Here is a 24,397-nt window from a genome sequence, read left to right as displayed (position 1 = left end):
ATCGCTGAAAAAGCACGTAATGTTTGTTGCTATTTCACTCCTTGCCAGAGCGCTGCAGTTCTGGGTTCACGTGATCCACTGCTTTGTTATCACGTGATTTTTCAGCATAGACGCATAACACGTATGTCGACAGTTTTGTCGGTAAATCCCCCTGATGATGAGGGGGAAGGGCATTACCGCGAAAGGTATGCGTATATTTTCTGCGTATCGTCCTGCGAGCATAAACGGGTACCCTGATTGAGGGTTGCCGCGCTACCTGCCGCTACGCCAAAACGAACAATATCGTCAAATGGTGCATTCTGTGCCAGTTTCAGCGTCATCGCGCCGACCATACTGTCACCCGCGCCAACGGTACTTTGGCTCTTAACCGGCGGGGGTACCACCTGTACGCAGGTTTCACCGTCAACGCCCAGTGCCCCTTGCGGTCCCAACGAAACGACAACACGTTGCGCTTTACCGCTGTGCACAATTTCCTCTGCGGCCTTACGGACGTCATCAGGTTGTGTGAGTTCGCGGTTAACCAATGCGCTGAGTTCTTTGAGGTTGGGTTTGACCAGTTCGATATTGCCGAGCGTTAATGCGGCAGTCAGTGCCTCACCTGAGCTATCAACAATGCAGCGAATGCCCTGCTTTTGTGCCGCAGTAATAAGTTGGGTGAGTTTTTCAAGCTTCACGCCGGGTGGCAGGCTGCCGCTTATCACCAGCAGCGCGCCGGACTCAATTTCCAATACCTGATCCTGAAGCTGGTGGAACTCGTCATCGGTAAGTGTTGCCCCAGGCATAACAAATCGATACTGCTCGCCGCTGGATTCTACGTGGACGTGAAGATTTTGCCGGGTCCAGTCTTTGGCCTCTATGGTGGCGACCGGGACATTTTCATCGGCAAGCAATGATACCAGGTGTTCCCCGGTAGCGCCGCCAGCCGGAAAGATAGCCGTTGCGTTTCCGCCAAGATGAGCAATGGCGCGGGCCACGTTAATACCACCACCACCGGGTTCAAAAACCGGCGAGGTGCAGCGAAGTTTACCTTCGGGATAGATTTGCGGGGTGATTGTTGCGCTATCGAGAGAGGGCGCAAGTGTTAACGTATAGATACGTACCATCTTTACCTCCTGTTAGGCTGTCCTCAGTCTGGCACTTAATGTGACGAAAGTGAAGTAATTAACAACATGATTTATCGCATCTTTATTTAAAATTATCTCGGCAAAGATATATAAATAAAATTACGGTTTAAGAACGCTCTTATTCAAAAAATGAAATAAGAAATTATTGCTATGTTATTCGAGTCTTTTTATAATTTGTTACCTTTCAAGGGGCTTTTGTCATTGATCCCTATGAAAGTTTCCGAGACCGTAATGGTCTCTTTTTTTGTTGTACGGACTCTTTATAAATGAAGCTTTTGAAGACAGTACCCGCAGCACTCGTGCTGATGGGGGGCGTGTTTGCGTCAATGCATGCCGCCGCCGATGATTCCGTTTTTACTGTCATGGATGACCCCTCCAGCGCGAAAAAACCCTTTGAAGGTAACCTGAACGCGGGATACCTCGCCCAGTCAGGCAACACAAAAAGTTCTTCTTTAACCGCAGATACCACCATGACCTGGTACGGTGAAACCACGGCGTGGTCTCTATGGGGCAATGCCAGCAATACCTCGTCGAATGATGAACGCTCTTCGGAGAAATACGCCGTAGGTGGTCGTAGTCGTTTTAATATGACGGATTATGATTATCTGTTCGGACAGGCCAGTTGGTTGACCGACCGCTACAACGGCTATCGCGAGCGTGACGTACTGACTGCAGGTTATGGTCGTCAGTTCCTTAATGGGCCGGTACACAGCTTCCGTTTCGAATTCGGTCCAGGCGTACGCTATGACGAACACACCGATGGCACAACCGAAACGCAGCCGCTGGGTTATGCGTCAGGCGCTTATGCGTGGCAGATGACGGACACCACCAAATTCACACAAGGGGTGTCGGTGTTTGGTGCTGAAGATACGACGCTTAACTCTGAAACAGCGTTAAATGTGGCTATCAACGAACATTTCGGTTTGAAAGTGGCTTATAACGTCACCTGGAACTCAGAACCACCGGCTACGGCACCGGAACATACCGATCGTCGTACGACCGTTTCGCTCGGCTATCGTATGTAGTAAAAAACCGGGTCAAATAAATGGCCCGGCTTTACCAAATAAAATTTCAGTGTTATTATTTTCTGACCGGCATTTTAATTTTTTCGAAAAAAAACTTTTCTTCATACTTTCTCCATAATTACTCTTTTGGGTACATATTCAATTTATTTGACACGAATTGATAAATAAATTGACTAGGAAAAAATGTGAGCCAGATCTACACTCTTACCTACAGGCAATTAATCGCCTTCAGACCTTAGCATTAATTCAAGTAAGAGAAGATACCTATGAAAAATATCAAAGCGACGGCTGCTGTCATCGTGCTTTCTGCGCTGTCCTTCGGCGTGTTTGCAGCCGTTCCGGTCACCAACGCACCGTCTGATAACACGACACAAGTTGGCATCACGCATGCCTCTGATGTGGAAGCAGGTTCAAATATCGCTCCTGGTTCCCAGTCAACTGGCCAAAGTATGAATGATGCGTTTAATGTTCATACCCTGGTTGCTGGCGAATGGTCTTAATATCTTCATCAGTGTCCAGACGTCTATTCAGCCAAATGTCGTAATGAAAAAACCGGATATTGATGTACCGGTTTTTATTTTGTCATAAACAGTAAAGTAATATTGAAATATCTTTTTTAATTTATTGGATGCATCTGTGTACATCGCGAAATAACGCAAAGTACCATTTATTAACGGCGTGACGGTTCAACCCCAAATCATTGCTGCCCACCTTAACATCAGCATTGCCGCGCAAATGACGAGCAGTACCACAACCATTTTCCAGTGTTTTTTGGCAAAGCGATTTTTTGGCATGGTTCTTTCCTGGTCAGTAACAATGATTACCGCATAGTGTAACAAAGACGGCAGGGCGCCAGTGAATTGATTTACATCATAGATGGCGCGTTGATTGTCGCTTTGAACGACCCGTAATGCCGTGTACACTGTCAGGCGGTGTTATCAAAAAGCGGGTGTAGGTTACAGCGTTGCCAGTCAGGTAATGCGTGACATATTTCGCAGAGTGAAGCGGGAATCAGCCCACACCTTTTTGATAAATTTTAAATAGTGAAACTTTGTATGTGCTCTTACGTGTGGGGCACCACTGCAAATAAGGATATAACATGCCTGTTATTACTCTTCCTGATGGCAGCCAACGCCATTACGACCACGCTGTAAGTCCCATGGATGTTGCGCTGGACATCGGTCCAGGTCTGGCGAAAGCCACTATCGCTGGCCGTGTAAACGGTGAGCTGGTTGATGCTTCCGATCTGATTGAACAGGATGCGAAACTCTCCATCATTACCGCTAAGGATGATGAAGGTCTGGAGATCATTCGTCACTCCTGTGCGCACCTGTTAGGGCACGCGATCAAACAACTCTGGCCGCACACCAAAATGGCGATCGGACCGGTTGTTGACAACGGCTTTTACTACGATATCGATCTTGACCGTACGTTAACCCAGGAAGACGTCGACGCGCTCGAAAAGCGGATGCACGAGCTCGCTGAGAAAAACTACGATGTCATCAAGAAGAAAGTCAGCTGGTACGAAGCGCGTGAAACGTTCGTGAAGCGTGGCGAGACCTATAAAGTCTCTATCCTTGATGAAAATATTGCCCATGATGACAAGCCTGGCTTGTATCATCATGAAGAATACGTCGATATGTGCCGTGGCCCGCACGTGCCGAACATGCGTTTCTGTCATCACTTCAAACTGATGAAGACCGCTGGGGCATACTGGCGCGGCGACAGCAACAACAAGATGCTGCAGCGCATTTATGGTACTGCATGGGCCGATAAAAAAGCGCTGAGTGCCTACCTGCAACGTCTGGAAGAAGCGGCTAAACGCGACCACCGTAAAATTGGTAAGCAGCTTGACCTGTATCATATGCAGGAAGAAGCGCCAGGTATGGTGTTCTGGCATAACGATGGCTGGACAATTTTCCGTGAACTGGAAGTTTTCGTTCGTTCGAAACTGAAAGAATACCAGTATCAGGAAGTGAAAGGCCCGTTCATGATGGACCGTGTGCTGTGGGAAAAAACAGGGCACTGGGACAACTACAAGGATGCGATGTTCACCACCTCTTCAGAGAACCGTGAATACTGCATCAAGCCAATGAACTGCCCAGGCCACGTTCAGATCTTTAATCAGGGTCTGAAATCGTATCGCGACCTGCCGCTGCGTATGGCGGAATTTGGTAGCTGTCACCGTAACGAACCGTCAGGTGCGCTGCACGGACTGATGCGCGTACGTGGCTTCACTCAAGATGATGCGCATATCTTCTGTACCGAAGAGCAGATTCGTGATGAAGTTAACGCCTGCATTCGTATGGTCTACGATATGTACAGCACCTTTGGCTTCGAGAAAATCGTTGTCAAACTGTCCACTCGCCCCGAGAAACGTATCGGTAGCGATGAAATGTGGGACCGTGCTGAAGCGGACTTAGCGGTTGCGCTGGAAGAAAACAACATCCCGTTTGAGTTCCAACTGGGTGAAGGCGCATTCTACGGTCCGAAAATTGAATTTACCCTGTATGACTGCCTCGATCGCGCATGGCAGTGCGGTACTGTACAGCTGGACTTCTCTCTGCCGTCTCGTCTGAGCGCCTCTTATGTTGGCGAAAACAACGAGCGTCAGGTACCGGTAATGATTCACCGCGCGATTCTTGGGTCAATGGAACGTTTCATTGGTATCCTGACCGAAGAGTTCGCTGGCTTCTTCCCGACCTGGCTTGCGCCGGTTCAGGTTGTGGTCATGAATATTACCGATTCGCAGTCTGAATACGTCAACGAATTAACGCAGAAACTACAAAATGCGGGTATTCGTGTAAAAGCAGACTTGAGAAATGAGAAGATTGGCTTTAAAATCCGCGAGCACACTTTACGTCGTGTCCCTTACATGTTGGTCTGTGGCGACAAAGAGGTAGAAGCAGGCAAAGTTGCCGTGCGTACCCGTCGTGGCAAAGACTTGGGCAGCCTGGACGTAAGTGAAGTTATCGAGAAGCTGCAACAAGAGATTCGCAGCCGCAGTCTTCAACAACTGGAGGAATAAGGTATTAAAGGCGGAAAACGAGTTCAAACGGCACGTCCGAATCGTATCAATGGCGAGATTCGCGCCCTGGAAGTTCGCTTAACAGGTCTGGAAGGCGAAGCTTTGGGTATTGTGAGTCTGAGAGAAGCTATCGAAAAAGCTGAAGAAGCTGGAGTAGATTTAGTTGAAATCAGCCCTAACGCCGAACCGCCAGTTTGTCGTATTATGGACTACGGCAAGTTCCTTTATGAAAAGAGTAAATCTTCTAAGGAACAGAAGAAAAAGCAAAAAGTTATCCAGGTTAAGGAAATTAAATTCCGTCCTGGCACCGACGATGGCGATTACCAGGTAAAACTCCGCAGCCTGGTACGCTTTCTGGAAGAGGGTGATAAAGCTAAGATCACGCTGCGTTTCCGCGGCCGTGAGATGGCTCACCAACAGATCGGTATGGAAGTGCTTACGCGCGTCCGTGACGATCTGAGTGAACTGGCAGTGGTCGAATCCTTCCCTACGAAGATCGAAGGCCGCCAGATGATCATGGTGCTCGCTCCTAAGAAGAAACAGTAAGGCCTTCAAGTAGCAATTCCTGTGGAGCCTACGGGCTTCGCAGGTTTTGTTCGCCTATGTTTCGTTTATTAACAATGCGAAGTGGAAGTTATTAAAATGCCAAAAATTAAGACCGTACGCGGTGCTGCTAAGCGCTTCAAAAAAACCGGTGGTGGTGGATTTAAGCGTAAGCACGCAAACCTGCGTCATATTCTGACCAAAAAATCTACTAAGCGTAAACGTCACCTGCGTCCAAAAGGCCTCGTGTCTAAAGGCGATCTGGGTCTGGTTATCGCGTGCCTGCCGTACGCATAAGCCGTTAACGTTTAATTAATTTTTTTACTAAGAATATAGATACAGGAGAGCACATATGGCTCGCGTAAAACGTGGTGTAGTTGCCCGTGCACGTCACAAGAAAATTTTGAAACAAGCTAAAGGCTACTACGGTGCGCGTTCTCGCGTATACCGCGTTGCCTTCCAGGCTGTTATCAAAGCTGGTCAGTACGCTTATCGTGACCGTCGTCAGAAAAAGCGTCAGTTCCGTCAACTGTGGATTGCGCGTATCAACGCAGCAGCACGTCAGAACGGTATTTCTTACAGCAAATTCATCAACGGCCTGAAAAAAGCCTCTGTTGAAATCGACCGTAAGATCCTGGCTGACATCGCAGTATTCGACAAAGTAGCGTTCACCGCTCTGGTTGAAAAAGCGAAAGCAGCTCTGGCATAAGCCGGTGAAAAGAGGGAGCTTGGCTCCCTCTCTTTTATTTGTAGCGTAATCAATTAGTTGACAATTCACCCGTAAGCCTTTTCAATAAAGGTTGTCCGGTTTTTACTACATAAGGTAACGCAAGCATGAATGCTGCTATTTTCCGCTTCTTTTTTTACTTTAGCACCTGAATCCGGGAGGCTAGCGCGTGAAAGAAGAAACGGAAAACAGCGCCTAAGAGCCTCCCTGGTGGAGGCTTTTTTTATACACGTAATCCTTCAAGCGGCCCCTGTATTGGCTGCATTTTGCTCTCTTGCCGCCTGGATGCAACTTGAATGATTTTGTGTATATATGAGCGACATATGAATATCGCCACACAACGAGGAAAACCATGTCACATCTCGCAGAGCTGGTTGCCAGTGCAACGGCCGCCATTAACCAGGCTTCAGATGTTGCCGCATTAGACAATGTCCGCGTCGAATATTTGGGTAAGAAAGGGCATTTGACCCTGCAAATGACAACCCTGCGCGAACTGCCGCCTGAAGAGCGTCCGGCAGCAGGTGCGGTTATCAATGAAGCCAAAGAGCAGGTACAGCAGGCGCTGAACGCGCGTAAAGCTGATTTAGAAAATGCTGCGCTGAATGCACGTCTGGCAGAAGAAACCATTGATATCTCCCTGCCGGGCCGTCGTATTGAAAACGGCGGGTTGCATCCGGTCACACGTACCATCGACAGGATTGAAAGCTTCTTCGGTGAGCTCGGATTTACCGTGGCGACGGGACCGGAAATCGAAGATGACTACCACAACTTCGATGCGCTGAATATTCCAGGCCATCACCCGGCGCGTGCTGACCACGACACGTTCTGGTTTGACGCTACGCGTCTGCTGCGTACCCAGACCTCTGGCGTGCAGATCCGCACCATGAAAGAAAAACAGCCGCCAATCCGCATTATCGCGCCGGGCCGCGTGTATCGTAACGACTACGATCAGACGCACACCCCGATGTTCCATCAGATGGAAGGCTTAATTGTTGATACCAACATCAACTTCACCAACCTGAAAGGCACGCTGCACGATTTCCTGCGTAACTTCTTTGAAGAGGATCTGCAGGTACGTTTCCGTCCTTCCTATTTCCCGTTCACTGAGCCTTCTGCGGAAGTTGACGTAATGGGGAAAAATGGCAAATGGCTGGAAGTGTTGGGCTGCGGTATGGTCCACCCGAACGTGCTGCGTAACGTTGGTATCGACCCAGAAATCTACTCAGGCTTTGCCTTCGGTATGGGTATGGAGCGTCTGACCATGCTGCGTTACGGCGTCACCGATCTGCGTTCTTTCTTCGAAAACGATCTGCGTTTCCTCAAACAGTTTAAATAAAGGCAGGATAAAACAATGAAATTCAGTGAACTGTGGTTACGCGAATGGGTAAACCCGGCAATTGATAGCGATGCGCTGTCAAACCAGATCACCATGGCGGGCCTCGAGGTCGACGGCGTTGAAGCCGTTGCCGGTGAATTTAACGGCGTAGTGGTCGGTGAAGTGGTTGAGTGCGGCCAGCACCCGAACGCAGACAAACTGCGTGTCACCAAAGTTAATGTGGGCGGCGATCGTCTGCTGGATATCGTCTGTGGCGCACCTAACTGCCGTCAGGGATTAAGAGTCGCCGTGGCGACCATCGGTGCCGTTCTGCCGGGCGACTTCAAGATTAAAGCCGCCAAACTGCGCGGTGAGCCGTCAGAAGGGATGCTGTGCTCGTTCTCTGAGCTGGGTATTTCCGATGATCATAACGGGATTATCGAACTGCCGGCGGATGCGCCGATTGGCACCGATATCCGCGAATACCTGAAGCTTGACGATAACACTATCGAAATCAGCGTTACGCCGAACCGCGCCGACTGCTTAGGCATCATCGGTGTTGCACGCGATGTTGCGGTACTGAACAAAGCCCCGCTGGTTGAGCCGGAAATCGTCCCAGTGGCGGCGACAGTTGATGACGTGCTGCCAATCCAGGTTGAAGCCGTTGACGCCTGTCCGCGCTATCTGGGCCGTGTGGTTAAAGGTATCAATGTTAAAGCACCAACGCCGCTGTGGATGAAAGAGAAACTGCGTCGTTGCGGGATCCGTTCCATCGATGCCGTGGTTGATGTGACCAACTATGTACTGCTCGAACTGGGTCAGCCGATGCATGCGTTCGACAAAGACCGCATTGAAGGCGGAATTGTTGTGCGAATGGCAAAAGAGGGTGAGACCCTGGTATTGCTGGACGGCAGCGAAGCAAAACTGAATGCGGATACGCTGGTTATTGCTGACCACAACAAAGCGTTGGCAATGGGCGGCATCTTTGGCGGTGAGCACTCTGGTGTGAATGATGAGACGCAAAACGTCCTGCTGGAATGTGCGTTCTTCAGCCCGCTGTCCATTACGGGTCGCGCGCGTCGTCACGGTCTGCACACCGATGCCTCTCACCGCTATGAGCGTGGCGTCGATCCGGCACTGCAGCACAAAGCTATGGAGCGTGCAACGCGTCTGCTGATTGATATCTGCGGCGGCGAAGCCGGTCCGGTTATCGATGTGACGACCGAAGCCACGCTGCCAAAACGCGCAACCATTACGCTTCGTCGTAGCAAACTGGATCGTCTGATTGGCCATCATATTGCCGATGAGCAGGTGAGCGATATTCTGCGTCGTCTGGGTTGTGACGTGACGGAAGGCCAGGATGAGTGGCTGGCGGTTGCACCGAGCTGGCGTTTCGACATGTCGATTGAAGAAGACCTGGTCGAAGAAATTGCCCGCGTATACGGTTATGACAATATCCCGAATACGCCTATTCAGGCAGGCCTGATCATGGGGACGCATCGCGAAGCAGATTTATCGCTGAAGCGTGTCAAAACCATGCTCAATGATAAAGGCTACCAGGAAGTGATCACCTACAGCTTCGTCGACCCGAAAGTTCAGGCGTTGCTGCATCCGGGTGAAGAAGCGCTGTTGCTGCCAAGCCCAATCTCAATCGACATGTCGGCAATGCGTTTGTCCCTGTGGACCGGCTTGCTGTCTACGGTGGTGTATAACCAGAACCGTCAGCAGAACCGCGTGCGTATTTTCGAAACGGGTTTACGTTTTGTTCCCGATACCCAGGCTAACCTCGGGATCCGTCAGGATCTGATGTTGGCAGGTGCGATCTGCGGCAACCGTCATGATGAACACTGGAACCTGGCAAAAGAGGCCGTTGATTTCTATGATCTGAAAGGCGATCTGGAAGCGGTTCTCGACCTGACCGGTAAACTGGGTGGCATTCAGTTCAAAGCTGAAGCCAATCCGGCATTACATCCGGGCCAGTCTGCGGCGATTTATCTGAAAGGTGAACGTATTGGTTTCATTGGGGTTGTTCATCCTGAGCTGGAACGTAAACTGGATCTGAACGGTCGCACTTTAGTGTTTGAACTGGAGTGGAACAAGCTCGCAGACCGCGTGGTGCCTCAGGCTCGTGAAGTTTCTCGCTTCCCGGCGAACCGCCGTGATATCGCCGTGGTGGTGGCAGAAAACGTTCCCGCTGCGGATATTTTATCCGAGTGTAAGAAAGTTGGCGTAAATCAGGTAGTTGGCGTAAACTTATTTGACGTGTACCGCGGTAAGGGTGTTGCGGAGGGTTATAAGAGCCTCGCTATCAGCCTGATCCTTCAGGATACCAGCCGTACACTTGAAGAAGAGGAGATTGCCGCTACCGTCGCCAAATGTGTAGAGGCATTAAAAGAGCGATTCCAGGCATCATTGAGGGATTGAACCTATGGCGCTTACAAAAGCTGAAATGTCAGAATATCTGTTTGATAAGCTTGGGCTTAGCAAGCGGGATGCCAAAGAACTGGTCGAGCTGTTTTTCGAAGAGATCCGTCGTGCTCTGGAAAATGGTGAGCAGGTAAAACTCTCTGGTTTTGGTAACTTCGATCTGCGTGATAAGAATCAACGCCCGGGACGTAACCCGAAAACGGGCGAAGATATTCCCATTACAGCACGGCGCGTGGTGACCTTCAGACCCGGACAGAAGTTAAAAAGTCGGGTCGAAAACGCAACGCCCAAAGAAGAGTGATTTGACGTTCCGCTAAGTCACTTACGCCGCCATCAAAGCGGCAGTGAAAAGCATGACGTATATATACCCTAAATACTTCGAGTTGCAGGAAGGCGGCGACGCAGCGAATCTCCAGGAGCGTACATAAGTACGTGACTGGGGTGAGCGAGTAAAGCCAACGCACATGCGGCTGGAAGTATGACGGGTATAACTAAAAAGGCCGCTCTGCGGCCTTTTTCCTTTCCACTACCGAATCAGCACCGTAAAATCCCCCCCATCTCTTTTCAGCAGAATGGAAAACATGCTGACCTTCGCCCATCAACAACAGCGACGAAATGTACGCTGGATATTGTCTCTGTCAGCGCTGATGCTGCTGGCAACGATCCTCAGCCTGTGCGCAGGCGAACAGTGGATTGCGCCCGGCAACTGGTTTAGCGCTCGTGGCGATCTGTTCGTGTGGCAAATTCGACTTCCTCGTACGCTGGCCGTACTGCTGGTCGGTGCCGCGCTGGCGCTGTCCGGTGCTGTGATGCAGGCGCTGTTCGAAAACCCGTTAGCCGAACCAGGCCTGCTGGGCGTGTCTAACGGCGCAGGCGTTGGACTCATCGCCGCGGTGCTATTGGGGCAGGGCCAGTTACCCGGCTGGGCGCTGGGCCTGTGCGCGATTGCCGGGGCGCTGATCATCACGCTTATCCTTCTGCGTTTTGCCCGCCGCCACCTGTCGACCAGCCGTCTGCTGCTGGCGGGCGTGGCGCTGGGTATTATTTGTAGCGCCTTGATGACGTGGGCTATCTACTTCTCAACCTCTTTTGATCTGCGACAGTTAATGTACTGGATGATGGGCGGCTTTGGCGGTGTTGACTGGCAGCAGGCCTGGCTGATGGTCGCGCTGCTGCCCGTTTTACTGTGGATTTGCTGTCAGTCGCAGCCGATGAATATGCTGGCGCTGGGGGAGACGTCTGCGCGCCAGCTAGGGCTGCCTTTATGGTTCTGGCGGAACCTGCTGGTGGTGGCCACTGGCTGGATGGTGGGGGTCAGCGTGGCGCTTGCTGGCGCCATTGGTTTTATCGGCCTGGTTATCCCGCATATTCTGCGACTGTGTGGATTAACCGATCATCGCGTATTGCTGCCTGGCTGTGCGCTGGCGGGGGCTATTGCATTACTGTTAGCGGATGTTGTGGCACGTCTGGTGCTGGCGTCGGCTGAACTGCCTATCGGCGTGGTAACGGCAACCATGGGTGCACCGGTATTTATCTGGTTATTGTTAAAATCCGGGCGCTAGACGTCTGCGGTTCGGACTATGATTAAACACGGAAAATTGATCGCTGACTATCCACCTGGAGATGCTATGCAAGACACTATTTTCAATACCGAAGTGACGACTATCGACGGAGATGTCGTCTCATTACAAGCGTATGCCGGAAAAGTTCTGTTAATTGTTAATGTTGCCTCAAAATGTGGATTAACGCCGCAGTATGAGCAACTGGAGAATCTGCAGAAAACATGGCACGAGCAGGGATTTACCGTGTTGGGGTTCCCCTGCAATCAGTTTCTCGGTCAGGAACCCGGTAGTGAAGAGGAAATTAAAACCTGGTGCAGTACTACCTGGGGCGTTACTTTCCCCATGTTCAGTAAAATAGATGTCAACGGCGAAGCGCGCCATCCGCTGTATCAGAAGCTGATTGCCGCTGCGCCCACCGCCGTAGCGCCAGCCGACAGTGGGTTTTATGCGCGCATGGCGAGCAAAGGGCGCGCGCCGCTCTACCCGGACGATATTCTGTGGAATTTCGAGAAGTTTTTAGTCGGGCGCGATGGTCAGGTTTTACAGCGTTTTTCACCCGATATGACGCCTGAAGACCCTATCCTTGTGGAACATATCAACGCGACGCTGGCAAAATAATGTCTCCTTTGATGCAGCTCCAGAATGTGGCGGAATCGACCCGGCTTGGCCCGCTTTCCGGTGAAATAAGGGCCGGGGAGATCCTACACCTTGTCGGACCCAACGGCGCAGGAAAAAGCACGCTGCTGGCGAGGATGGCGGGGTTAACGACCGGTGAAGGAACCATCGTGTTGGGTGATGTGCCGCTCGATGACTGGCCTGCGGCAAAACTGGCGCAACATCGCGCTTATCTTGCGCAACAACAAAACCCCCCGTTTGCCATGCCGGTTTGGCATTTTCTGACGCTGCATCAGCCTGATAAAACGCGTACCGATTTGCTGCAGGAGACGGCCGACGCGCTTGGGTTGGGTGATAAACTTGGACGTGGGTCGAATCAGCTTTCTGGCGGCGAATGGCAGCGGGTGCGTCTTGCGGCGGTAATACTGCAAATTTGTCCGCAGGCTAATCCGCACGGCCAACTGTTGCTGTTAGATGAACCGATGAACAGTCTGGATGTTGCGCAACAAAATGCACTGGACCGCCTATTGGGCCGACTCTGTCAGCAGGGAATTGCAATTGTGATGAGCAGTCATGACCTGAACCATACGCTGCGTCATGCGCACAAAGCCTGGTTACTCAAGCGCGGGAAGTTGTTGGCCAGTGGTACACGCGATGCGGTGCTGACGCCGGCTAATCTCTCTCAGGCTTATGGCGTAAACTTCCGTCGTCTGGATATCGAAGGCCACAGAATGCTCATATCAACCACTTAAGTTAAATGGGCTCTTGAAAACCCCATTATTTCCACGCTAAATTGGCGCAAGAATAAAAAATAGAGGATTCGTCCTGCATGCGTTTTTGGCTTCTTTTTATCACAGCTTTGTTTTTGGCAGGGTGCAGTAGCCATCGCGCTCCCGCACCCAATGCCCGGTTATCGGACTCTATCGCCGTGATTGCCGGTCTTAACGACCAGTTACAGCACTGGCGTGGTACACCTTATCGTTATGGCGGCATGAGCCGGAGCGGCGTGGATTGTTCTGGCTTTGTACTGATGACGATGCGCGATAAATTCGACCTGCAATTACCGCGCGATACGCGCACGCAGTCAAAGATTGGTACCGAAATTGATAAAGATGAATTGCTGCCAGGCGATCTGGTTTTCTTTAAAACCGGATCGGGTGAAAGCGGGCTACACGTCGGTATTTACGATACCAATAATCAATTTATTCATGCCTCCACCAGTCGTGGCGTGATGCGCTCCTCGCTTGATAATGTCTACTGGCGTAAAAATTTCTGGCAGGCGCGACGTATTTAAATCTCCCGGGTGATGGGGCTGGTCATGTATGAAGCAGTTCCATCATCGCCATTTAAAGTCAACTTTCACTTCAGCTGCTGCACTGACAATAACCCTGTGCATTAAGAGAGTATTTTGCTAAAAATATGATTTACGCCGAGTTATTAAAAAGTACAAAGCTGGATATTAGCTTATAATCAGGATAAGCTAAAAAAAAGGATTCGATTTACTGGCTAAAAAGGGAAAAATGAAAGAGCCTCAATTTGCATCTGATGTGACGTATTTTTCCATCCTTTGCTACAGGATGCCGGATTACACCCATGCAGCGGGGCTGGCACAATGATAGTTTCACTGGATAATCTTTATCATTCTGAGCTCTCTTTTCTTCCTGCGAGAAGTGCAGGAGGCGATCTTAAATACGTAGACATCATCACCCATTTTGTTAGTCCTGACGGCGTAGTGCATATGCCATCAGGGTTGGTCATACCTCGGATGTCGGACGATGAGCAGCGTCGTTTATTTAGCGAAAAACTCGAATTAATCGAAACATGCCAACATTTTTTTATTCAACGCAACATTTCTGCGTGGCTTAATTTAACTCCGGCAGTCGCTAATACTTTATTATTAGATGCAGAATATGCTTCTCGTATTGAACGATTTTCATTTATTGAATTAACCATTAATGAAAGTTTTCCCGAGTTAAACAAGGGTAAAGAAAATCCAATACTGGCGGCATTAGCGGCGCGATTTCCATTAGTCTTGACCAACTTCGGTGCGCCAGGCATATCCACGCGTGCAATTTTTGATGGCCTGTTCAAACGTGTCGTACTGGATAAACACTTTATTCAACAACGTATTACGCAAAATTCGTTTGAGCCTTTTATGCGCGCCATTCAGGCACAAATATCCCCAGACTGCGAATCAATAATCATCAGCGGCATTGATACGCAGGAGATGCTCGAACGGGTATTGCCCCTGGGATTCAGCGCCATGCAGGGTGCGCTATGGCCGGCTGTATTACCCGCGCAGATAACCTCATTGATGCAAGGATAACCCTTGCATTTGCCGGTGTTTAACCGTTCGTTAACAGTCTACACTAGAGGCAGGAGGCCCTATGACCCTGTCTTTTACCACCCGCTGGCGTGATGAATTGCCAGCAACCTATACGGCACTTTCGCCTACTCCCCTGAAAAATGCGCGCGTAATTTGGCATAACGATATGCTTGCTGAGCAATTAGGGATCCCAGCTACGTTGTTTAATAGTGAAAATAACGCAGGCGTTTGCGGCGGTGAAACGCTGCTTCCCGGCATGTCGCCGTTGGCGCAGGTCTATAGCGGACATCAGTTTGGTGTTTGGGCAGGGCAGTTGGGTGACGGACGCGGGATCCTGCTGGGCGAACAGCTGCTCGCCGATGGCTCGACGCTTGACTGGCATCTGAAAGGCGCGGGACTTACGCCATATTCGCGCATGGGAGACGGGCGTGCGGTACTGCGTTCGACGATCCGCGAAAGTCTGGCCAGCGAAGCCATGCATTATCTCGGGATCCCCACGACGCGAGCGCTGTCGGTGGTCACCAGCGACACGCCGGTCTACCGCGAAACGGTAGAAGCCGGGGCGATGCTGATTCGCGTGGCGCAAAGTCATATGCGCTTTGGTCACTTTGAACACTTCTACTATCGTCGTGAACCCGAAAAAGTACGTCAACTGGCCGATTTTGCGATTCGCTATTATTGGCCGCACTGGCAGGACGAGGCGGATAAATATCAACGGTGGTTTCAGGACGTGGTCACGCGCACCGCGACCTTAATTGCCGACTGGCAGACGGTAGGGTTTGCGCACGGGGTGATGAACACCGACAACATGTCGATTCTGGGGCTGACGATGGACTACGGTCCCTTCGGTTTTCTGGATGACTATGTGCCTGATTTTATCTGTAATCATTCGGATCACCAGGGGCGATACAGTTTCGATAATCAACCGGCTGCCGCGCTGTGGAATTTGCAGCGGCTGGCGCAAACCCTGTCGCCGTTTATTGCGGCCGACGCACTCAATGACGCGCTGGATAACTATCAACTGGCGCTGCTGACCCGTTATGGGCAGCGGATGCGACAAAAGTTGGGCTTCTTTAGCGAGCAAAAAAACGATAACGAATTGCTCAGCGAACTGTTTAGCCTGATGGCACGGGAAAGAAGCGATTTTACGCGAACGTTTCGTATGCTGAGTCAGACGGAGCAACATAGTGCGTCTTCGCCGTTGCGCGATGAGTTTATCGACCGCGCAGCATTTGATGACTGGTTTGCGCGCTATCGTTCACGTTTGCAACAGGATAACGTGGCGGACGAAGTAAGACAGGCGCAAATGAAAGCTGCCAACCCGGCAATGGTGTTACGCAACTGGCTGGCGCAGCGGGCAATTAGCCAGGCAGAGCAGGGGGATTACGCTGAACTGCATCGCTTACACATTGCGTTGCGCACGCCGTATGCCGACAGGGATGATGACTATGTCAGCCGTCCGCCAGACTGGGGTAAGCGGCTGGAAGTCAGTTGTTCAAGCTAACGGGCGAGAAAAACCTGCGGCGAGGCGTTAGCCGGGTGCAGGCCAATGTGAAGCTGGGCGCCGTACCAGCGCATCAGCTCATTGGCCTGTAATACGGCTTCCGGCGTCCCCTGAGAGACTATATGTCCGTCATGGAGCAAGATAATTTTGTCGGCCCACAGCGCGGCAAGATTGAGATCGTGAAGGACTACGCATACGTGTAACTCCCCCGCAGCCGTTAGCGACGTTAACAAACGTAACAGCTGCTGCTGGTGGTAGAGATCTAACGCTGAAGTAGGTTCATCAAGGAATAGCCAGCCGCGCGGCGCGCCGTCGCACCACAACTGCGCCAGCGCACGGGCAAGCTGTACTCGTTGCTGCTCGCCGCCGGAAAGTGCGGCGTAGTGCCTGCCAGCTAGCGGTGTACATCCGGTCATCGCCATCACCTGAGCAATAAGCGCCGGTTCGGGTCGTTGGGTCCAGGGCGCTCGCCCCATGGCGATCACGGCTTCGACCTGCCAGTCAAAGCCTATCTGTGTTTGTTGCCGCATGACTGCGCGATGGCGAGACAGACTCTGTATACGCCAGTCATTCAGCGGTTTTCCGTTCAGTAAGCAGCGCCCGGCTGTCGGTGTCAGAAAGCCGGTCAGCAGGCGCAGCAGCGTGGACTTCCCCGCACCATTTGGGCCGATCAACGCCACCAGTTCACCCTTTGTCAGCGTCAGTGACACGTCGCGAATCACCGAACGATCCGCCACATGATAGTACAGATTTTCGGCGATGAAATGTTCAGCCATGCGGACCTCGCTGACGAAAAATAAGCCACAAAAACCACGGCGCACCGAGAATACTGGTCAACAGACCCACCGGCATCTCAGCGGGCGAAACCGCTGTTCGCGCGAGGGTGTCGGCGATCAACAGTAAACATGCCCCCGCCAATACAGAGCCTGGGATCACCGCCTGATGATCGCTACCAAGCCACATGCGCATCAAATGAGGGATAACCAAACCGATAAAACCAATTACGCCGCAGACCGCGACGGCTGCGGCTACTAACAGTGCGCTGCATAGCAGTAAAATGCACTGCACCCGACGGACATCCACGCCAAGATAGTGCGCGTCTTCCTCTCCGAGCTGCAGCAGATTCAGCGTCGGGGCTAAACGCCAGATGAAAAGCACCGTGGGCAGCATCAGCGAAGTGACCGCCAGCAGTGTTGACCACTGCGCGGTCCCCAGACTGCCCATCCCCCACAGCGACAACTGGCGCAGTTGCGCATCATTGCTGACCCACGACAACACGCCGACCGCAGCTCCGCACAATGCATTGATGGCAATACCCACCAGCAACAGGCGTGAAAGCGAACCGTCGCGCTGTTGACTGAGGATAAAAATCACTCCGGTGGCGGCGAGTGCGCCGAGAAATGCCGCCAGCATCGGGGCATACAGCATCAGCAGCGCCGGTAAGGTGACCGGTAATACTACCCACAATGCGACGGCGCAGGCGGCTCCGCTACTGATCCCCAACAGGCCCGGATCGGCAAGTGGATTGCGAAACAACCCCTGCATCACACAGCCCGCCAGCGCCAGTGAACCGCCAATCACCAGCGCCAGCAGCACGCGCGGCAGTCGAATAGTGAGCCAGATTTGACGCAGCGCGCCATCTCCCTCGCGCCAGAAAAGGCTTACCGGCAGACGCAATGCGCCAAAACCGGTGGCCACAATCGTCATCACGACCAGCGTAGCGGCCAGCATCCACAAAGAGCAGGTGATACGCCAGGGCATCAGGGCAATTGCTCCGCTTTGGCACGCAGTTGCTGGATGGCCTGCGGCGTACGCACGCTAAAACCCAGCAATGCCATATCGTCAATCTGCAACACCTGCTTATTACGACCAGCGGGCGTTTGCGCCAGTCCCGGCAGCGTCCACAGATTATCTTCACCCCCCATCGCGTTGACGCCGTCTTGGGAAATCACCACCAGATCGGGCTGACTGGCAATCACTCCTTCTTGAGACAAGGGTTGGTAACGGGTAAACCCTTGCATAGCGTTGCGCAAACCTGCGGCACGAATGGCTGCATCGGCTCCGGTTTGCTGTCCGGCCGCCATGGCGGTCATTCCGCCGTGATTGAGAATGAACAGCACGCGTTTGTTGAGTTCCGAGGAGGGCAGTTCAGCCAGCGCCTGGCGTAGGGTTTGGCGTAGCGCCTCGCCTTGAGCCTGACGATGGGTTGCCTGTGCAATCACCCGGACTTTCTCATCAATCACGCTAAGCGCATTACCTGCCGGCACCGTAACAACGTTGACCTGACTTTGCTTGAGCTGTTCAAGCGCCAATGAGGGCTGCGCCTGCGCGCTGGCCAAAACCAGCGTAGGGCGGGTGGCCAGGATCCCTTCGGCATTGAGCTGACGTAAATAGCCCACGTCCGGCAATGCCGTTGCCGCCGCCGGCCACTGGCTGGTGCTATCCCGCGCCACAAGGGATGACTGCGCGCCCAGCGCGAAGACAATCTCTGTCACGTCACCGCCGAGGGCAACCACTTTCTCTTCGGGCGCGGCCTGAGCCGTCAGCGGCAGAAACGCCATCAGGACCCACAGTATCTTCATGCGGCCAGCCCTTTCGGTGCTAACGCGTCGATTTGCGTACGCCATTGCTTCTGTTCTGGCTCGCCCTCCGTACGCTGCCCATACAGCTGGGCGATTTGCGTACCGTCTGCGGCAAACAGTTCCAGGCTGGTGACGTGACCGTCAGCGGTCGGCTTACGCGTGACCCACGTCTCGGCGACGGTCTCTTCCAGCAGATGCAGCGTAAAGGTCGGGTTGAAAATATTCAGCCAGCCTTTCATTGGCACCAATTTTTCTACCACGCCGGTAAAAATCTGCACGCAGCCGCGGTTGCCGACAAATACCATAATTTCGTTGCCATCCTGACGTGCAGTTTCCAGCAATTGGGCCACCGCACTGTTCGCCACTTTGCAGGCCAGATCGTCACCCACCAGGCGAAAGGCCTGCTGACGGGTTAGGTTGTGGCGTTTCAGCAGGCCAAAAAACTGGTGCACATCGGTCATGGTGCGCCACTCTGCATCTACCGCCGTAGCGTCTGCGTTAACGCCACAAACGGCGGTTTCGAGTGTTTGCAGCATCAGCGGTGGGTTTTCCGCAAAGATGAAACGGGTCAGCAGCGAGCCCCAGGCAGCAATATCGGTATGCTGCGTGGTGTAGACCTTTAGCAACGCGTCGCCCTGACTATCGAAAAACTGGATGCTCTGGCGCTCGCCGTGAGCGGTGTTCTCGCTGATGTGAAATGCGCTGGCCCATTGATTCAAGAACAGGCGCAGATCGAGGGCGCGCGGATTCAGAATGAGCCCAGCATGGCCGTTCAGGTGTTGATTCGTAAACGCGCCAATAACTTCATGCACCGCGTATTCATTGCGACAAATGCATTTGGTTTCGCCCACGGCCTCCAGTGCACTGAGGATCTCGCGCACCTCACCGCGCAGGCGCCAGGCGTCATGACCAACGCGCGCAAAGGTCAGTTCAGCTTCGCTGATATGCAACAGACCTGCGATGTCACGGGCGTATTTGCCAGGATGTTCTTTTTTCAGTTCCAGCCAGCGGGTGTAGTAATTCATTGCCTCTTCCTTTCCGATTGCTGCCCCGGTGTCCGGGGCAAAGTGATTACCACTGATAACTCACGAAAATTTTGCCGTTGCGTCCATCTTGTGGAATGCCCTGCGGCGACCAGTACGCTTTGTCAAAGGCGTTACCCAGCACCAGCGTGGTGGTCATGCCTTTCAGCGCCTGCTGCCCCTGGTAGCTGACATAGAAGTCGTTGACCGCATAGCCGGGCTGTTTAGTGTAGCTGTTGCTGATATGGGTTGAACGGTCGGCAAAGGTACCGAGCCAGCCAACTGAGAAACCGCTGTGCGCGACAGGCACGTTTAGCTTGCTGGTGACGGTGTCCGGGTTAATGCTGGAAATATATTCACCGGTGTCGGTGTCTTTGCCGCGCGTGCGGTTATAGGCCAGATCCAGGCTGAACAGATCGGTGGAATAAGTTGTCATCACGTCCCAGCCCCAGATTTTGGCGTTAGCAACGTTGTAGGACATCGTCGTTGCGGCGGCGAAATCGACGCGGGTGGAGATATAGTCTTTCGCTTTCGTGTCAAAATAGCTGGCTTTAAATTCAAGGGCATCGTTCGCCAGCAGCAAATCGTCAAAGCGCAGACCAAAACCATACTCCTGCGTTTCGTTGGTTTCCGGGCGCAGATTCGGATTAGGTACCCAGTAGTTGGTGTAGAAGCGACCGATGGAGAAGTGTTTCGCATCGTTGTACATTTCGCCCATGGTTGGCGCTCTGAAGGCCTGGGCGTAAGATCCAAATAGCATCAGCCAGTCGGTTGGGGTTACGGTCATTCCTGCGCGGGACGACCATTTATCGGCATCGACGTCCGCGTAACCGTCGCTGCTACCGCGGTAAGAGTCATAACGCGTGCCGCCCAGCAAGGTCACCGGCAGGTCACGCAGGGTGATTTCGTCCTGTAGCCAGCCGGAGCTGAAATCAATTTTCGCCTGTGGGAAACCGGTAGTGGCTCCCGCTGGTTTTTGCTCCTGACGATAGTACTCGCCGCCATATGTCAGCAGATGTGCGGCAAAGGTGTCGCTAAACAGGCGCGTACGGTTGTCAATCTTCCCACCTGTGGTGGTTTGCTTACGAAACTCGCCGGTGGCATCCGGGTTTTGTGCGTTAATGCGCGCTTCAGACCAGTAAATGCGCGCATCGGCATTCAGCCAGTTATTATCCGCCGGGGCTACCGAGTAGGTCAGTTGGGCATCGCGCTGGATCGTCGAACGGTCGGTCATTGGATTGCTGCTGTCAGCGTCACTGACCTGCGGGTTTTTAGGTTCCCGTGCATCGTTGTTGTAATAGCGCAGTGAGCCGGCCAACGTCTGGGCGTTGTCAATTTTCCAGCTGCCTTTCGCCAGCATATTATTAATCGCTTCGTTGTTCGGCGCGGTGGTGCCGTTACTCTGACGGAGGTCACCCCGGTCACGGCTGGACCAGGACAGCAGTCCGTCCAGCGTATCGGTGCGGCCATACGTGCTGGCACCCATCCCGAGGCTGTGATCCCCCGTGGCAGCGGTACCGAACACGCGATACCCGCTGTTTTTTCCCGCACCCAGTAGATCGCTGGCATTCGCCGTCTCATAGGCAATGACGCCGCCCAGCGCGCCGCTGCCGTACAGCAGCGCGGACGGGCCGCGCACCACTTCAATACGCTTGATGAGGGCAGGATCGAGGAAGGTGCTGTTGAGGTGTCCGGTGTCAGTGCCTTGACGGACGCCGTCAACCAGTACCAGCACGCCGCGTCGGTCGTAGCCGCGCAGATTGACGTCCTGGCCGTTGGTGCGACCGGTGCCGTCAAGAGTCAGGCCGGGGACCCTGCGCAGCAGGTCTGCGGCGGAGCTGGCGGTTTGATTTTCCGGGGCCGTCGCGTCGATGACGCTGACCATCATCGGTGCTTCAAAGGCGCTGCGAGCATTGCCGGTCGCGGTAACGGTCATGTCTTCAACCGCCGCGTAGGCGGCGCCAGGAAGACTGCAGACGATCGCCAGCGCCAGCAGCGATGGGCGCATCCTCGCGGTGTGCAGGTAAGGCATAGCAACTCTCCATTAGAAACTCGAAAAGCGCTGGCTGCCTGGGGATAACCTGGGTGGCTGGCGAAATGTGTGGGGTTATTTCGTTAAAATTAGTTTTCCGGCATGGGTCTGGCGCAGCAGGTAATGCTGCCCGTCATGCTCAATGATCACACGTCCCTCATTGCCCAGCAGGCTTTTGCTGTCAATTCGACGCTCAGCGACGGGGGTAGGGGGTGGTGTCTTCTTTTTTGCAGGCGTTGCCGTTGTGTTATCCATACGTGACATAGTGTTTAAAAATAACAATCAATGTAACAATGATAATCATTATCATCAAAGTAAAAATTTGCGGCAAGCCTTTTTGTGAAAAAATTGTGACGAGAGCGATTTTTGAGCAAAAAAGAGGAAAAAACAGGAGGAAAACAAGGGATTGTCACCGGGTAACATATGCTACCCGGCGAAAAAGTTAGAAGCGGCTATCCACCGCAGCCGCGAGTTTTTCGACCAGCAGTTCGGTATCGTCCCAACTCAGGCAGGGGTCGGTTATGGACTGACCGTAGACCAGCGGCTGACCGCTGACGATTTTTTGTGTCCCTTCGCGCAGGAAACTTTCTGCCATAATCCCGGCAATGGCCGTTGAGCCATTGCGAATTTGCTGACAGACGTCATCACACACCTCCAGCTGGCGGCGATGCTGCTTCTGGCAATTGCCGTGGCTGAAATCGACGACCAGATGCTCCGGCAGCGAAAATTCATGCAGCGTATCGCAGGCGGCGGCAATATCTTCTGCAAAGTAATTCGGCTTTTTACCACCGCGCATGATGATATGCCCGTACGGGTTGCCGCTGGTCTGATAGATGGTCATCTGACCGGTTTTATCCGGTGAGAGGAACATATGGCTGGCGCGGGAAGCGCGAATCGCATCGACGGCGATACGCGTATTACCATCCGTCCCGTTTTTAAACCCAACCGGGCAGGACAGCGCAGAGGCCATTTCACGGTGGATCTGGCTTTCGGTAGTACGTGCGCCGATAGCGCCCCAGCTGATCAGATCGGCAATAAACTGGCCGGTGACCATATCGAGGAATTCGGTGGCCGTAGGGACCCCCAGCTCGTTGACCTGTAGCAGGAGTTTACGCGCCAGCTCAATGCCGTGGTTAACGCGGTAGCTGCCGTTCAGGTCCGGGTCGGAAATTAAGCCTTTCCAGCCCACGACGGTGCGCGGTTTTTCAAAATAGGTCCGCATCACGATTTCCAGGCGTGCCTGGTGTTGGGTGCGCAGCGTCTGCAAGCGCGTGGCGTATTCCAGGGCCGCATCGAGGTCGTGAATCGAGCAGGGACCCACGATCACCAGCAAACGAGGATCTTCGCCATTCAGTATTTTTTCTATCCGGCGTCGGGAATCCGTCACGTGATGAGCGACAGAGGACGACACAGGATGCCGTTGCGCCAGCTCAGCGGGAGTGACCAGATTGTCAATACGCGCAGTACGGAGTTCATCAGTTCGGTTCATTACGTGTCTCAGAAATTTGTTGCTTCAACGGCAGGACTACCGGGAAGTGATGCGCATCACGATAAACCAATCCCTGCTGATTTCAAGTGCGAGGCGTGTCACACCTCGCAAGCCAAAGTTTATGCTAACAAAAAATGAACCATTGCACTAGCATTCTAGTACATACGACGATTTAGTCCCATAATATCGAGGATCTTGGTGGCAATTTCTTCTACCGAATAGTTGGTACTGTTGAGCCATGGGATCTTGTTTTTACGGTATAACGCTTCAACTTCGGCTACTTCCATGCGGCACTGACGCAGCGAGGCATAACGACTGTTTTCTCTACGCTCCTCGCGGATCGCCGTCAGACGTTCCGGATCAATGGTCAGACCAAAAAGTTTATGTTGCAGCGGTTTTAGCGACGCGGGCAGTACCAGGTTATCCATATCATCGGCAATAAAGGGGTAGTTCGCCGCCCGAATGCCAAACTGCATCGCCAGATACAGGCTGGTTGGCGTTTTACCGCAGCGGGAGACGCCGAGCAAAATAACCTGCGCCTGATCGAGGTTGCGCAACGAAATACCGTCATCGTGGGCGAGGGCGTAATCAATGGCGGCAATGCGCGCGTCGTACTTATTGAGGTTGCCGGGATTCAGTCCGTGCGTGCGATGAGCGATTGGAGTCGGGTCGAGTTTCATCTCATGTTGCAGCGGTGCGACCAGCGCCTGGACGATATCCTGACAGAAGCCCTCGCTTTGCAAAATGATTGCGCGAATCTCCGGCAATACAATGGAGTAGAACACTAACGGGCGTACGCCCGTTTGCTGGTAAATGGCGTCAATCTGGTCTTTCACCGCGCGGGCGCGGCTCTCATTTTCAACAAACGGCAGCGTAATACTGCTGATCGTAACCGGAAATTGCGACATCACTGCGTGGCCCAATACCTCTGCGGTGATGGCCGTGCCATCAGAAATATAAAATACGTGACGATCAACAGCATTATCCATTTTGCTCATCCTGGGGGCAGATATAATTCTCTGAAAGCATAAATTAAAATGCGTCAGAAGCGAATATTGTTGTCGCCATTTTATAAA

26 protein-coding genes and 1 other annotated feature are annotated in these 24,397 nt (G+C 52.7%); of the genes, 16 read left to right on the top strand and 10 right to left on the bottom strand.

The annotated features are described in order from the left end of the window. Window positions 1-173 precede the first annotated feature (173 nt). Window positions 174-1,103 (bottom strand): 6-phosphofructokinase II, encoded by a 930-nt coding sequence (pfkB, locus tag IB214_RS13235; RefSeq protein WP_117342996.1) that lies wholly within the window; start codon window positions 1,101-1,103, stop codon window positions 174-176. Window positions 1,104-1,390: 287 nt separating this feature from the next. On the opposite strand from pfkB, the gene IB214_RS13230 reads away from it, so the two are divergent. Both IB214_RS13230 and IB214_RS13225 read left to right on the top strand, forming a co-directional pair. After that, window positions 1,391-2,149, top strand: coding sequence for a YdiY family protein (locus tag IB214_RS13230; RefSeq protein WP_117342997.1), 759 nt, complete (start codon window positions 1,391-1,393; stop codon window positions 2,147-2,149). A 266-nt stretch (window positions 2,150-2,415) separates the two neighbouring features. Then, window positions 2,416-2,649, top strand: coding sequence for a hypothetical protein (locus IB214_RS13225; RefSeq protein WP_096757255.1), 234 nt, complete (start codon window positions 2,416-2,418; stop codon window positions 2,647-2,649). A gap of 186 nt (window positions 2,650-2,835) precedes the next feature. On the opposite strand, the gene yniD is transcribed toward IB214_RS13225, so the two are convergent. Then, complete coding sequence (yniD, locus tag IB214_RS13220) at window positions 2,836-2,943, bottom strand: small membrane protein YniD (RefSeq protein ID WP_096757254.1); 108 nt, start codon at window positions 2,941-2,943, stop codon at window positions 2,836-2,838. 305 nt (window positions 2,944-3,248) lie between these two features. Here yniD and thrS point away from each other — a divergent pair, with 305 nt between their 5' ends. The 14 genes from thrS to selO all read left to right on the top strand — a co-directional run bounded on the left by thrS (window position 3,249) and on the right by selO (window position 16,196). After that, a complete protein-coding gene (gene thrS, locus IB214_RS13215; protein WP_096757253.1) occupies window positions 3,249-5,177 on the top strand; it encodes a threonine--tRNA ligase in 1,929 nt (642 codons plus the stop codon). Between the two features lie 3 nt (window positions 5,178-5,180). Further along, entirely contained in the window at window positions 5,181-5,723 is a 543-nt protein-coding gene (infC, locus tag IB214_RS13210) for a translation initiation factor IF-3 (protein WP_071830666.1), read from the top strand. 96 nt (window positions 5,724-5,819) lie between these two features. After that, window positions 5,820-6,017: a 50S ribosomal protein L35 gene (rpmI, locus tag IB214_RS13205; RefSeq protein ID WP_003030583.1), complete on the top strand. Its 198-nt coding sequence runs from the start codon at window positions 5,820-5,822 to the stop codon at window positions 6,015-6,017. 55 nt (window positions 6,018-6,072) lie between these two features. Continuing rightward, window positions 6,073-6,429, top strand: a complete 357-nt coding sequence (gene rplT / locus IB214_RS13200; RefSeq protein ID WP_003030578.1) for a 50S ribosomal protein L20 — start codon at window positions 6,073-6,075, stop codon at window positions 6,427-6,429. Window positions 6,430-6,549: 120 nt separating this feature from the next. After that, window positions 6,550-6,674: a sequence feature (Phe leader region), on the top strand. Next, window positions 6,555-6,599, top strand: coding sequence for a pheST operon leader peptide PheM (gene pheM / locus IB214_RS13195; protein WP_001386830.1), 45 nt, complete (start codon window positions 6,555-6,557; stop codon window positions 6,597-6,599). It overlaps the preceding feature by 45 nt. Before the next feature lie 125 nt (window positions 6,675-6,799). Further along, window positions 6,800-7,783: a phenylalanine--tRNA ligase subunit alpha gene (pheS, locus tag IB214_RS13190; protein ID WP_045442121.1), complete on the top strand. Its 984-nt coding sequence runs from the start codon at window positions 6,800-6,802 to the stop codon at window positions 7,781-7,783. 15 nt (window positions 7,784-7,798) lie between these two features. Then, window positions 7,799-10,186, top strand: a complete 2,388-nt coding sequence (gene pheT / locus IB214_RS13185) for a phenylalanine--tRNA ligase subunit beta (protein WP_117342998.1) — start codon at window positions 7,799-7,801, stop codon at window positions 10,184-10,186. A gap of 4 nt (window positions 10,187-10,190) precedes the next feature. Further along, the gene (gene ihfA, locus IB214_RS13180; protein WP_003030571.1) at window positions 10,191-10,490 is read left to right on the top strand and encodes an integration host factor subunit alpha; all 300 of its coding nucleotides are present in this window, start codon (window positions 10,191-10,193) and stop codon (window positions 10,488-10,490) included. Between the two features lie 280 nt (window positions 10,491-10,770). Then, window positions 10,771-11,751, top strand: a complete 981-nt coding sequence (gene btuC / locus IB214_RS13175; protein ID WP_096757251.1) for a vitamin B12 ABC transporter permease BtuC — start codon at window positions 10,771-10,773, stop codon at window positions 11,749-11,751. Window positions 11,752-11,817: 66 nt separating this feature from the next. Then, complete coding sequence (locus tag IB214_RS13170) at window positions 11,818-12,369, top strand: glutathione peroxidase (protein WP_117342999.1); 552 nt, start codon at window positions 11,818-11,820, stop codon at window positions 12,367-12,369. Beyond that, entirely contained in the window at window positions 12,369-13,118 is a 750-nt protein-coding gene (gene btuD / locus IB214_RS13165) for a vitamin B12 ABC transporter ATP-binding protein BtuD (protein ID WP_117343000.1), read from the top strand. Before IB214_RS13170 ends, btuD begins: the two co-directional genes overlap by 1 nt. A 77-nt stretch (window positions 13,119-13,195) precedes the next feature. Further along, window positions 13,196-13,660 (top strand): NlpC/P60 family protein, encoded by a 465-nt coding sequence (locus IB214_RS13160; RefSeq protein WP_096757248.1) that lies wholly within the window; start codon window positions 13,196-13,198, stop codon window positions 13,658-13,660. Window positions 13,661-13,978: 318 nt separating this feature from the next. Next, the gene (locus tag IB214_RS13155) at window positions 13,979-14,692 is read left to right on the top strand and encodes an EAL domain-containing protein (RefSeq protein WP_117343001.1); all 714 of its coding nucleotides are present in this window, start codon (window positions 13,979-13,981) and stop codon (window positions 14,690-14,692) included. A gap of 61 nt (window positions 14,693-14,753) precedes the next feature. After that, on the top strand, window positions 14,754-16,196 hold the full coding sequence (gene selO / locus IB214_RS13150) for a protein adenylyltransferase SelO (RefSeq protein WP_117343002.1): 1,443 nt from the start codon (window positions 14,754-14,756) through the stop codon (window positions 16,194-16,196). Here the strand turns inward: selO and IB214_RS13145 are convergent. The 8 genes from IB214_RS13145 to ppsR form a co-directional block, all read right to left on the bottom strand. Then, the gene (locus IB214_RS13145) at window positions 16,193-16,972 is read right to left on the bottom strand and encodes a heme ABC transporter ATP-binding protein (RefSeq protein WP_115258656.1); all 780 of its coding nucleotides are present in this window, start codon (window positions 16,970-16,972) and stop codon (window positions 16,193-16,195) included. The genes selO and IB214_RS13145 overlap by 4 nt on opposite strands. Beyond that, window positions 16,965-17,957: an iron ABC transporter permease gene (locus IB214_RS13140; RefSeq protein ID WP_117343003.1), complete on the bottom strand. Its 993-nt coding sequence runs from the start codon at window positions 17,955-17,957 to the stop codon at window positions 16,965-16,967. Before IB214_RS13140 ends, IB214_RS13145 begins: the two co-directional genes overlap by 8 nt. Further along, the gene (locus tag IB214_RS13135) at window positions 17,957-18,778 is read right to left on the bottom strand and encodes a hemin ABC transporter substrate-binding protein (protein ID WP_117343004.1); all 822 of its coding nucleotides are present in this window, start codon (window positions 18,776-18,778) and stop codon (window positions 17,957-17,959) included. The genes IB214_RS13140 and IB214_RS13135 overlap by 1 nt, the downstream gene beginning before the upstream one ends. Then, window positions 18,775-19,803: a ChuX/HutX family heme-like substrate-binding protein gene (locus IB214_RS13130; protein ID WP_117343005.1), complete on the bottom strand. Its 1,029-nt coding sequence runs from the start codon at window positions 19,801-19,803 to the stop codon at window positions 18,775-18,777. Before IB214_RS13130 ends, IB214_RS13135 begins: the two co-directional genes overlap by 4 nt. Before the next feature lie 46 nt (window positions 19,804-19,849). Continuing rightward, window positions 19,850-21,832: a TonB-dependent hemoglobin/transferrin/lactoferrin family receptor gene (locus IB214_RS13125; protein ID WP_117343006.1), complete on the bottom strand. Its 1,983-nt coding sequence runs from the start codon at window positions 21,830-21,832 to the stop codon at window positions 19,850-19,852. Window positions 21,833-21,907: 75 nt separating this feature from the next. After that, the gene (gene hemP, locus IB214_RS13120) at window positions 21,908-22,096 is read right to left on the bottom strand and encodes a hemin uptake protein HemP (RefSeq protein ID WP_115258651.1); all 189 of its coding nucleotides are present in this window, start codon (window positions 22,094-22,096) and stop codon (window positions 21,908-21,910) included. A gap of 178 nt (window positions 22,097-22,274) precedes the next feature. Next, window positions 22,275-23,321, bottom strand: a complete 1,047-nt coding sequence (aroH, locus tag IB214_RS13115) for a 3-deoxy-7-phosphoheptulonate synthase AroH (protein WP_117343007.1) — start codon at window positions 23,319-23,321, stop codon at window positions 22,275-22,277. Between the two features lie 155 nt (window positions 23,322-23,476). Beyond that, window positions 23,477-24,310, bottom strand: a complete 834-nt coding sequence (gene ppsR, locus IB214_RS13110) for a posphoenolpyruvate synthetase regulatory kinase/phosphorylase PpsR (protein ID WP_096757238.1) — start codon at window positions 24,308-24,310, stop codon at window positions 23,477-23,479. Window positions 24,311-24,397: the final 87 nt, after the last annotated feature.

The organism is Citrobacter sp. C1 (genome assembly GCF_014596895.2).
GTDB classification, from domain to species: Bacteria; Pseudomonadota; Gammaproteobacteria; order Enterobacterales; family Enterobacteriaceae; genus Citrobacter; species Citrobacter gillenii.
Note: the sequence above shows the minus strand (reverse complement) of the source record. Positions and strands in the feature narration are given on the sequence as shown.

Excerpts from the sequence above, each read along its gene's own strand:
- pfkB (WP_117342996.1), bottom strand. The coding sequence starts at position 1,103 with ATGGTACGTATCTATACGTTAACACTTGCGCCCTCTCTCGATAGCGCA.
- IB214_RS13230 (WP_117342997.1), top strand. The coding sequence starts at position 1,391 with ATGAAGCTTTTGAAGACAGTACCCGCAGCACTCGTGCTGATGGGGGGC.
- IB214_RS13225 (WP_096757255.1), top strand. The coding sequence starts at position 2,416 with ATGAAAAATATCAAAGCGACGGCTGCTGTCATCGTGCTTTCTGCGCTG.
- yniD (WP_096757254.1), bottom strand. The coding sequence starts at position 2,943 with ATGCCAAAAAATCGCTTTGCCAAAAAACACTGGAAAATGGTTGTGGTA.
- thrS (WP_096757253.1), top strand. The coding sequence starts at position 3,249 with ATGCCTGTTATTACTCTTCCTGATGGCAGCCAACGCCATTACGACCAC.
- rpmI (WP_003030583.1), top strand. The coding sequence starts at position 5,820 with ATGCCAAAAATTAAGACCGTACGCGGTGCTGCTAAGCGCTTCAAAAAA.
- rplT (WP_003030578.1), top strand. The coding sequence starts at position 6,073 with ATGGCTCGCGTAAAACGTGGTGTAGTTGCCCGTGCACGTCACAAGAAA.
- pheS (WP_045442121.1), top strand. The coding sequence starts at position 6,800 with ATGTCACATCTCGCAGAGCTGGTTGCCAGTGCAACGGCCGCCATTAAC.
- pheT (WP_117342998.1), top strand. The coding sequence starts at position 7,799 with ATGAAATTCAGTGAACTGTGGTTACGCGAATGGGTAAACCCGGCAATT.
- ihfA (WP_003030571.1), top strand. The coding sequence starts at position 10,191 with ATGGCGCTTACAAAAGCTGAAATGTCAGAATATCTGTTTGATAAGCTT.
- btuC (WP_096757251.1), top strand. The coding sequence starts at position 10,771 with ATGCTGACCTTCGCCCATCAACAACAGCGACGAAATGTACGCTGGATA.
- IB214_RS13170 (WP_117342999.1), top strand. The coding sequence starts at position 11,818 with ATGCAAGACACTATTTTCAATACCGAAGTGACGACTATCGACGGAGAT.
- btuD (WP_117343000.1), top strand. The coding sequence starts at position 12,369 with ATGTCTCCTTTGATGCAGCTCCAGAATGTGGCGGAATCGACCCGGCTT.
- IB214_RS13160 (WP_096757248.1), top strand. The coding sequence starts at position 13,196 with ATGCGTTTTTGGCTTCTTTTTATCACAGCTTTGTTTTTGGCAGGGTGC.
- IB214_RS13155 (WP_117343001.1), top strand. The coding sequence starts at position 13,979 with ATGATAGTTTCACTGGATAATCTTTATCATTCTGAGCTCTCTTTTCTT.
- selO (WP_117343002.1), top strand. The coding sequence starts at position 14,754 with ATGACCCTGTCTTTTACCACCCGCTGGCGTGATGAATTGCCAGCAACC.
- IB214_RS13145 (WP_115258656.1), bottom strand. The coding sequence starts at position 16,972 with ATGGCTGAACATTTCATCGCCGAAAATCTGTACTATCATGTGGCGGAT.
- IB214_RS13140 (WP_117343003.1), bottom strand. The coding sequence starts at position 17,957 with ATGCCCTGGCGTATCACCTGCTCTTTGTGGATGCTGGCCGCTACGCTG.
- IB214_RS13135 (WP_117343004.1), bottom strand. The coding sequence starts at position 18,778 with ATGAAGATACTGTGGGTCCTGATGGCGTTTCTGCCGCTGACGGCTCAG.
- IB214_RS13130 (WP_117343005.1), bottom strand. The coding sequence starts at position 19,803 with ATGAATTACTACACCCGCTGGCTGGAACTGAAAAAAGAACATCCTGGC.
- IB214_RS13125 (WP_117343006.1), bottom strand. The coding sequence starts at position 21,832 with ATGCCTTACCTGCACACCGCGAGGATGCGCCCATCGCTGCTGGCGCTG.
- hemP (WP_115258651.1), bottom strand. The coding sequence starts at position 22,096 with ATGTCACGTATGGATAACACAACGGCAACGCCTGCAAAAAAGAAGACA.
- aroH (WP_117343007.1), bottom strand. The coding sequence starts at position 23,321 with ATGAACCGAACTGATGAACTCCGTACTGCGCGTATTGACAATCTGGTC.
- ppsR (WP_096757238.1), bottom strand. The coding sequence starts at position 24,310 with ATGGATAATGCTGTTGATCGTCACGTATTTTATATTTCTGATGGCACG.